Annotated in this window: 8 protein-coding genes and 1 tRNA gene; 6 read left to right on the forward strand and 3 right to left on the reverse strand. The window is 35.7% G+C overall.

Going from position 1 to position 9,695, the window contains the following annotated elements:
• Window positions 1-22: 22 nt before the first annotated feature.
• Window positions 23-1,381, reverse strand: coding sequence for a TolC family protein (locus ACFE0M_RS06620; protein ID WP_434544962.1), 1,359 nt, complete (start codon window positions 1,379-1,381; stop codon window positions 23-25).
• Window positions 1,374-1,988, reverse strand: coding sequence for a TetR/AcrR family transcriptional regulator (locus ACFE0M_RS06625; protein WP_434544963.1), 615 nt, complete (start codon window positions 1,986-1,988; stop codon window positions 1,374-1,376). Before ACFE0M_RS06625 ends, ACFE0M_RS06620 begins: the two co-directional genes overlap by 8 nt.
• A 218-nt stretch (window positions 1,989-2,206) precedes the next feature.
• Here ACFE0M_RS06625 and ACFE0M_RS06630 point away from each other — a divergent pair, with 218 nt between their 5' ends.
• The 6 genes from ACFE0M_RS06630 (at window position 2,207) to ACFE0M_RS06655 (ending at window position 9,340) form a co-directional block, all read left to right on the forward strand.
• Window positions 2,207-3,007: an alpha/beta fold hydrolase gene (locus tag ACFE0M_RS06630; RefSeq protein ID WP_434544964.1), complete on the forward strand. Its 801-nt coding sequence runs from the start codon at window positions 2,207-2,209 to the stop codon at window positions 3,005-3,007.
• A 186-nt stretch (window positions 3,008-3,193) separates the two neighbouring features.
• Complete coding sequence (gene purL / locus ACFE0M_RS06635) at window positions 3,194-6,883, forward strand: phosphoribosylformylglycinamidine synthase (protein WP_434544965.1); 3,690 nt, start codon at window positions 3,194-3,196, stop codon at window positions 6,881-6,883.
• A gap of 68 nt (window positions 6,884-6,951) precedes the next feature.
• Entirely contained in the window at window positions 6,952-7,506 is a 555-nt protein-coding gene (locus ACFE0M_RS06640; RefSeq protein WP_434544966.1) for a DUF4136 domain-containing protein, read from the forward strand.
• A 77-nt stretch (window positions 7,507-7,583) separates the two neighbouring features.
• Window positions 7,584-7,656 (forward strand) — tRNA-Gln (locus ACFE0M_RS06645).
• Window positions 7,657-7,718: 62 nt separating this feature from the next.
• Complete coding sequence (locus tag ACFE0M_RS06650; RefSeq protein WP_434544967.1) at window positions 7,719-8,645, forward strand: ribose-phosphate pyrophosphokinase; 927 nt, start codon at window positions 7,719-7,721, stop codon at window positions 8,643-8,645.
• A 32-nt stretch (window positions 8,646-8,677) separates the two neighbouring features.
• Complete coding sequence (locus ACFE0M_RS06655) at window positions 8,678-9,340, forward strand: 50S ribosomal protein L25/general stress protein Ctc (RefSeq protein ID WP_434544968.1); 663 nt, start codon at window positions 8,678-8,680, stop codon at window positions 9,338-9,340.
• A 69-nt stretch (window positions 9,341-9,409) separates the two neighbouring features.
• Here ACFE0M_RS06655 and ACFE0M_RS06660 read toward each other — a convergent pair whose 3' ends face one another.
• On the reverse strand, window positions 9,410-9,610 hold the full coding sequence (locus ACFE0M_RS06660) for a Gfo/Idh/MocA family oxidoreductase (protein ID WP_434544969.1): 201 nt from the start codon (window positions 9,608-9,610) through the stop codon (window positions 9,410-9,412).
• Window positions 9,611-9,695: the final 85 nt, after the last annotated feature.

Here is a 9,695-nt window from a genome sequence, read left to right on the forward strand (position 1 = left end):
AGTAGGTCTCATTTTCATCTAATCAATACAATATTCCTAATGCTTTTTCTAATTCTATTTTGGCAATTACAGCATCATATAAAGAGCTGTAATAATTTGTTTCAGCCTCTTTTTTGGCTGTTTCGGCATCCAATAGCTCTCGGCTACTGGCCATGCCGTTTTTATATTTGGTTTCCACTTGTTCATAAACCGAAAGTGCCAATTCCATATTTTGCTTTTGCACATCCAAGCTTTCTTTGGCAGATTTTAAATCATTTTCAGCTTGGGTAATTTCCATATTAATGGAGGTTTTCAATTGCTCTTTCTGGATTTCAATCTGCTCTATTTGAATGCGGTTTTTCTCCATTTTGCTGGAGCGATTTAAACCAGTGAACAAATCCCAGCTTAAGGTTAAACCCACAGCCCCAAATTCTAGCCAATTATCACTAAAATTGAATAGATCTTGAGTAGAATTTACTCCGGTGTTATAACCATAATTAAAATTTGCATATAATTTAGGGAGGTGTGTAGCTTTATTATTCCTCAGATCAAGATTTGCCAAATCTTGATTAGTCTGTAAAACAGAAAATTCGACTCTTTCCCTGAAATCAAAATTTTCGGTTTTGTTTATATATTCATCCGCCTCTAAAGTCAAATTTGAAATGTCTCCTGATAATTCAAGTTCCGTATTCAATGGCATTCCCATTTGAAATTTGAGCATATCCATTGATAAATTATAACTTCTTTTAGCCTTGTTATTTTCAGTTTGTATGTTATTATAATTTACATTTATTCTGTCCACATCTATTTTCTCTGCAAATCCACTTTCATATAAAGCCTTGGTTTCATTTAAAACTCTCTGTAATTGCGCTTGATTAGCATCTAATAATTCAAGGCGCTCACCCGTAATTAGAACTAAATAGTAAGCTTTAGTAATAGCTTCCACCGTTTCAATTTCAGATTGATTGGATTCCTTTTGTCTTAATTCTCTAAGTGTTTTGGCAGCTTGTAAACCCACAAAATAAGAACCGTCAAAAAGTAACTGGGAAACCGACAATGCCGCATTTCCATCATATTCAGGACTGAATTGAACAGGTGTAAACCCTTCTGCATTTGGATCTCCTGTAATAATAGAGTTGGGCAAAAAGGCTCTTTGGATTTGATAATTGTAATTTGCCCCTGTCTGAAATTTAACCTGAGGTAAACCCATAGACCTTGTTTCCCCTACTTGCGTCTCCGCAATGGCTTCTTCCAACCTAGTAGATTTTAGGTTCCGGTTATTTTCCAAAGCGTAATTTACGCACTCTTCCAAACTCATAGGTTTGGTCATCTGCTCTTGTGCCATTATGCCCATTGGCATTAAAATAGCCAAGGCACAAAAAAATCTGATTTTGTTAAGCATCCTGCTCTTCATTTAGATATTGATTATATTTTTCTTTTCCTTTTTCTGTTAAAATACCGTGCAAAAAATGGTCAAATAGTTGTTCATGAATTTCCTTAAAGTCAAATTTATCTCTTGGGTAAATTTCATTATTAAAAGCCAATTGTACTTGCTCAATTCTTTGGATGATCAAAATTTCTGAATTGATTTCCTTTCTGAAATAGCCTGCAGCAATACCATCTTCAATGATTCTGGTCATTCGCTCCTTCATAAAGGTGTTTTTAAAATCCAAAAACCGCTTATATGCTTTCGGAAAATATCTCTGTAAATCATACAATACAGTAGGATTAATTGCCTCTACTTGTACTTTCATGCATTTGGACATATTATAAATAGCCTCAATAGCATCTTTACTGTTGCTCAATACATTCTCAATTTCTTTACGATGATCTGAAAAATGTTCATGTACGGACTTAAATACAATACTATTCTTATCACTAAAGAATTGATAGATTGTTTTTTTACTTACGCCTACCTTTCTGGCAATGTCATCCATGGTGATGGATTTCAAGCCAAATTGCATAAACAAATTTTTTGCTCCCTCTAATATGTTTTTCTCTGTACTCAAATGATTATATTGCGATTTAAACTTAGGAAACTTGAATTAGGTTAAAAGTTTCCTCGGTTTCCAACGGGCAAAGTTGGCTTTTGTTTATAAAATTTTATAATTATTGAAAAAAATTATAAAGAATTGATTAATAGTTACTTATACGGATAAAGTATATTTGTATTTAACGATTTTTAATATTGCTCTGAATCTTATACTAAGATAATTATTTTATATAAATGAAAATTGACCATATAAAATTTGGTAAAAATATTTTATATTATTCCATAGCTGGATATGGGAAAACTCCACTTTTGGCATTTCATGGCTTTGGCCAGTCAAAGGAAGTTTACTCACCTTTTTCAGAATTATTGGGAGAAAAATATACGGTTTATGCTTTTGATATTTATTACCATGGTAACAGTGAATGGAAAGACCGAAATCAAGCATTAGAAAAACAAGATTGGGAAGAGATTTTAAAGTCTTTTTTGGAAAAACATCAGATTGATGATTTTGCAGTAGTCGGTTACAGCATGGGTGGAAAATTTGCTTTAGCTAGTTTAGAGCTCTTCCCTAGAAAAATTAAAGAGTTTCTGTTAATAGCGCCAGATGGCATTAAAACTTCATTTTGGTACAGTTTGGCTACCTACCCCAATTCTTTCAGAAGATTTTTTAGGGCCATGATTGTAAAACCTAAATACTTCTATCAAATTTTAACTTTCACAAAAAGATTAGGCTTGGTGGATAAAAGCTTATTGAAATTTGCCAATACCCAAATGAATACCCGTGAAAAAAGAAGAAGGGTATATTTAACATGGGTTGTATTTCGTCATCTAAAATTTGATTTAAAATTAATCGCTTTCCTTATTAATCAAAATAAAATCCCGACCATGATGTTTACGGGAAAATATGACAAAATCATCACAGCGGATAATATGATGGATTTATTAAAGCATGTAAAAGAATATGAACACGTGATTTTGGAAGCTGGGCATAATACTTTAATAGCCGATACGGCTAAGCATTTGAGCAAGTCATGAAAGTGATGAAGTGAATAGGTTTTTAAGTGTTTAGGTGAGAAGCTGCTTTTTTGTGTCGCATAAATTGAAAACATTTACAACTATTCACATCCTCACCTAAAAACTTATACACTTAATTTACTATTCTCTATTCAAAATAATGGATAATTTCTAACTTTGCGGCTTTAAATCTACATAAAACACATTATGCTTAGCTTTTTTCAGGGTAAAAATCATCAAATCTACGCTTTAGGACATCAAAATTCTTTTTCAGAATCCGATTTAGAAAAACTTTTATGGTTACTTGATGCGGAAAAAACAGTTCCGGCTTCGGAATTAAGTGGCATTTATGTAGGACCAAGAAAAGAAATGGTAAGTCCGTGGAGTACGAATGCGGTTGAAATCACCCAAACCATGGGACTTGAGGGTATCTTTAGAATTGAGATGTTTGAAGCCATTGACAAGCTTACAGATAAAATAGATTCGATGCTTCAAGCCAAATATCAAGGTTTGAATGAAGATATTTTCACCATTGACAAACAACCTGATGCTATTGAGTTAATAAATGATATAGCTGCTTACAATGAAAAAGAAGGATTAGCCCTTAGTAATGAAGAAATTGAATACCTTGAGCAGGTTAGCAAAGATTTAGCACGACCGCTGACCGATAGTGAGGTTTTCGGATTTTCCCAAGTTAATTCGGAGCATTGCAGACACAAAATATTCAACGGGACTTTTGTGATTGATGGAAAGGAAATGCCACATACGCTTTTCCAAATGATCAAAAGAACTTCCAAAGAAAATCCAAACAGAATTGTATCGGCTTATAAAGATAATGTAGCTTATGTAGAAGGTCCGGAAGTTGAACAATTCTCCTCTCCTAACCCTGAGAAAGCCGATTATTTCCAAAAAAAGAAATTCAAATCCGTTATCTCATTAAAAGCGGAAACCCACAATTTCCCAACAACAGTTGAGCCATTTTATGGTGCTGCAACAGGTTCAGGGGGTGAAATCAGGGATAGAATGGCCGGTGGAAAAGCTGGAATTCCTTTGGCAGGAACTGCAGTTTATATGACTTCCTATTCCCGATTGAAAGATAATCGACCATGGGAAAACCACATGGAAGAAAGACCTTGGTTGTACCAAAGTCCAGTGGACATCCTCATAAAAGCATCTAATGGGGCATCTGATTTTGGGAATAAATTCGGACAACCATTGATCTCAGGTTCAGTATTGACCTTTGAGCATGAGCATGCCGGTAAAAAATACGGCTATGATAAAGTAATCATGCAAGCAGGGGGAATTGGGTATGGAGTAGCCGAGCAAAGTAAAAAAGACATTCCGCAAAAAGGTGATAAGATAGTTGTAATGGGTGGAGACAACTACCGAATCGGAATGGGTGGAAGTGCCGTATCTTCGGTTGATACAGGTTCTTTTGCGAATCAGATTGAATTAAATGCCGTTCAGCGCGCAAATCCTGAAATGCAAAAAAGGGTAGCCAATGCCATAAGGGCAATGGCTGAATCCTCTGAAAACCCTATTGTTTCCATTCATGACCACGGAGCTGGTGGGCATTTGAACTGCCTTTCGGAATTAGTGGAAGATACAGGTGGGAAAATTGATTTAAGAAAACTACCTATTGGGGATACTACACTCTCTGCCAAAGAAATCGTGGGGAACGAATCTCAGGAAAGAATGGGATTGGTCATTAAAGCAAAAGACATTGACAAGTTGGAAAAAGTATCTCTGCGTGAAAGAGCACCATTTTATGTGGTAGGAGAAATAACCGGAGACCACCATTTCAGCTTTGAAGATAAAGAAACAGGTAAAAATCCTGTTGATTGGCCTCTAGCCTCCATGTTTGGTAGTGCACCAAAAACCATTTTAGCCGACCAAAAACACACTACCCATTTCACTTCTTTACAATATGAGCCAAGTGAAATTGAAGGATATATTAAAGATGTATTGAAATTGGAATCAGTGGCTTGTAAAGATTGGCTGACTAATAAAGTGGACCGATGTGTGACGGGAAAAGTTGCCAAGCAACAAACAACTGGTCCTATTCAAATGCCTTTGAATAATGTTGCGGTGATGGCATTGGATTTCAAAGGGGAAAAAGGAATTGCTACCTCCATAGGACACGCTCCCGTGAGTGCTTTAATTGATCCAAAAGCCGGTTCTGAACTCTCCATTGCTGAAGCTTTGACGAATATCATCTTCGCCCCTATTCAAGATGGATTAAAAGGAATTTCATTAAGCGCCAACTGGATGTGGCCGGCCAAAAATGAAGGTGAAAATGCCCGTTTATATGAAGCAGTTGAAGCCATTAGTGATTTTGCTGTCGAATTGGGTATCAATATCCCTACAGGAAAGGATTCCCTTTCTATGGTGCAAAAATATCCTTCAGGAGATAAAGTATATGCGCCAGGAACTGTTATTATTTCCGCAGCAGGAGAAGTTTCTGATATCCGTAAAACATTGGAAACCGCATTAATCCCTAAAGAAAATAGCCAATTGATCTATGTCAACATGGGTAAAGGTAACTTTGAATTGGGTGGTTCTGCATTTTCCCAAACCCGTGCTTCCTTAGGAGAGGAAACAGTTCATATTAATTCTGCAAGTCATTTCAAAAAAGCATTTGAAACCATTCAGAAATTAATAGATGATGAGAGAATTTTATCAGGACATGATGTCGGCTCTGGAGGATTAATTACTTCTATATTAGAAACCACCTTCCCTCACCAAAGTATTGGTTTGGAATTGAATTTCAATGAGTTTGAAGAAAAAGATTTAGTAAAATTATTATTTAGTGAACAACCCGGGCTATTACTTCAAATTGAGGACAAATCAATTATCGAAGAATTAAAGAAAGCAGGCATTGAGGCTATTTCCCTTGGTAATACCAATAATACAAATAAGGTTAAAATCACAAAAGAAAATCAAACCATTGAATTAAATATTGCGAATTTAAGAGATGAATGGTACGAGACTTCTTACCTAATGGATGAAAAACAAAGTGGTAAAGCATTAGCAAAATCTCGATTTGAAAATTATAGTAAACAGGCTTTATCATTTGATTTCCCAAAACAATTTAAAGGTACTTTTGAATCTTTGGGCTTGGATCCTAACAGAAATACGGAAAGCGGTATTAAAGGGGCTATCATCCGAGAAAAAGGTGTGAACAGTGAACGTGAGATGGCTTATATGATGTATATGGCCGGATTTGATGTAAAAGATATCCACATGACGGATTTAATGAGCGGAGCCGAGGATTTATCAGATGTGAATTTCATTGTCTTCACAGGTGGCTTTTCCAATTCGGATGTTTTGGGTTCTGCCAAAGGATGGGCTGGTGCCTTTAAGTATAATGATAATGCCAAAAAGGCTTTAGAGAATTTTTACAAAAGAGAGGATACACTTAGTTTGGGAGTTTGCAATGGTTGCCAGTTGATGGTAGCTTTAGACTTAATATATCCTGAGCAGAAAGAGAAAATTAAAATGGCTCACAATGACTCTCATAAGTTTGAATGCTCATTTGTGAACGTTAATGTGCAAGATAACAACTCCGTGATGTTGGGCAGTTTGAAAAACAGTAAATTAGGAATATGGGTTGCACATGGTGAGGGTAAATTTGAAATGCCATTGAAAGAATCAAATTATAATATTCCCGTAAAATACAGCTATAATCAATATCCTGGCAATCCTAATGGTTCGGATTTCAATACGGCAGCTATTTGCTCAAATGACGGAAGACATTTAGCCATCATGCCCCATTTGGAAAGAAGTATTTTCCCGTGGAACTGGGCTCATTATCCAGATGAAAGAAAACCAGATGAAATTTCTCCTTGGGTAGAAGCTTTGGTAAATGCGAGGAAATGGGTTGAAAAAGTGTCGTAAAAATGATATATTTCAAAATCTTCTGTAAATTCAAAACAGAATAGGAATATAATTGTTAAATTGAGACTATGAAAAAATTTTACATACCTCTGCTAATACTTTTCTTGTTAACAAATGGTTGTTTCGTTTCCAAAGAATATCCGGTTGAATATGATTATAATTTTCTAGGCGATTTTGATAATTATAAATCATTTGATTTCTTCATCACAGAAACCTATATGCCGGAAGCGCCACAGAAACTTGTGAAATCCACCATAAAAAGTCATTTAGAACTTTTGGGATATGAATATAATCCAGATAAACCAAGTTTTTATGTGAGTTACTTTTTCATAGAAGATTCCTTAAAATATAAAGGATATGACCAACCTAAAATGGAAAGTTTCATTAGGTATAGAAGCGATAGTCAAAAAGAGAAAGAAAAATATCAAAAACAGAAATTTGAAATAGATCAGGGAACACTTGTTATTAATTTTACAGAAACAGATAATTATTCCATGATTTGGCAAGGATATACCACTGATTTATACTCTGAGAATATATTTGAAGATCCAAGAAAAATTAGAGTGGCTGTGTTGAGCATATTGAATAACTACTCTTATGTGCCGGACAGAAAAAATAATTAATTTTTTTCAACACTTTATTTGCAAATAAAAAATCCATTTCTACCTTTGTATTCCCTTTGCAAGAGGGGAACAGAAAATGCCCGATGGTGTAACTGGCAACACGTCTGTTTTTGGTACAGAAGAGTCTAGGTTCGAGCCCTAGTCGGGCAACAAAATCCCGTCCATATTTGAATAGGACGGGATATTTTATTTTAAGCGCAAAAAATAAAACCATGTCCTCTGTAAAAATTTTCTCAGGTTCAACATCAAAATATCTTTCGGAAAAAATAGCCATGAGCTATGGAAAACCATTAGGAGATGTTGAATTACAAAAGTTCAGTGATGGTGAATTATCACCCTATTTTACAGAGTCTATCAGAGGTCATCATGTCTTCTTAATTCAGTCCACCTTCCCCCCAGCCGACAACATAATGGAATTGCTTCTAATGATAGATGCGGCAAGAAGGGCAAGTGCTTATAAAGTAACCTTGGTGGTTCCTTATTTTGGATATGCACGTCAGGACAGAAAAGATAAACCAAGAGTTGCCATAGGAGCTAAAATGTTAGCCAATATTTTTGAGGCGGCAGGTGCAGATAGAATTGTGACATGTGATTTACATGCAGGTCAGATTCAGGGCTTTTTTAATATACCAGTAGATCATTTAGATGCCTCTGCTATTTTTGTTCCTTATTTACAGGAAAGCATCACTCCGGAAACTATTTTTGCATCCCCAGATGTGGGAGGTTCGGCTAGAGCTAGAAGGTATGCCAAGCATTTTCAGCTTGACATGGTGGTTTGCGATAAGCAAAGGAAGAAAGCCAATGAAGTTGATGCCATGCAGGTTATAGGTGATGTGCAGGATAAGGATGTCATTATTTTTGACGACTTAGTGGATACTGCCGGTACGCTTTGCAAAGCAGCCGATATGCTAAAAGACAAAGGCGCTAAATCTGTTAGAGCTATTATTACGCATCCTGTTTTATCTGGAAATGCTTATGAAAACATTGCCAATTCTACTTTAGATGAATTGATTACTACCGATACATTGCCGTTAAAGCAAAAATCGGATAAAATAAAAGTGCTTTCGGTAGCTGATATGTTTGCCAAAGCCATTAGAAAAATTCATGATAATGAATCAATAAGTTCATTATTCATTTAAGTTGTATTTTTAACTATTAATAAATATATATTATGAAAACTGTTGAGATTATAGGGTATAAAAGAGCAAATCTTGGCAAAAAAGAGGCGAAGAGATTAAGAGCGGAAGCAATGGTTCCTGCCGTATTATACGGTGGTGACGAGCAAATCCACTTTTATGCGCCAATGATTCTTTTTCGCCCGATCGTATTTACTGCTGAAGCACACTTCATTAACCTTAATATAGAAGGTGATGAGTACCAAGCAATATTACAAGACGTATCTTTCCACCCAGTGAGTGAAATCATCCTTCATGCTGATTTCTTACAACTACACAAAGGAAAGAAAATCAAAATGAATATTCCTGTTCATTTGGAAGGAACTGCACCTGGTGTTACTAAAGGGGGTACTTTAATTCACAAAAGAAGAAACCTTTTAGTGAAGGCATTACCGAAAGATATGCCTGAGCATATTACTTTAGATATAAGCGCACTTGACTTTGGTAAGTCAATCAAGGTTGAAACGGTTTCTGTTGAAAACTGTGAGATTTTAGATACTCCACAAGCATCTATTGCGGTTGTTGAGATTCCAAGAGCACTTAGAGGAAAATCAGCTGATGAAGATGCTGAAGAAGGAGATGAGTTAGAAGAAGGAGCAGAAGGTGCAGAAGCATCAGCTGAAGGTGGTGATGCCGCTGCAGAAGGATCTGAAAACTAATACACCCCTTCAATAAAGGGAATAATTTTAAAAATCCTGTTCATAATATCATGAGCAGGATTTTTTTGTTTAAAGACTGATTACCTTCCCTTCCTTTGATGATTTATATATGGCTTCAACTACTCTTATATCTTTAAGACCTTCTGTCCCTGGCACCAAAACAACTGTATCATTTAAAATAGATTTGGCGTCATTATCCATTTGTAGAGCTTGTTGGTTGGGTATTTTGGGATCAATCTGAAAACCTGGGGAGAAGTATTTTTTAAGCATAGATTTTTGAGAGTCTGAAAAGGAAAAAGGATACATTTTTCACACCTCTGAATTGGGAGCGAAAAGCTTTGATCTTAGCATTGAA

It is taken from the genome of Marivirga sp. (assembly GCF_051117495.1).
Taxonomy (GTDB): Bacteria; Bacteroidota; Bacteroidia; order Cytophagales; family Cyclobacteriaceae; genus Marivirga.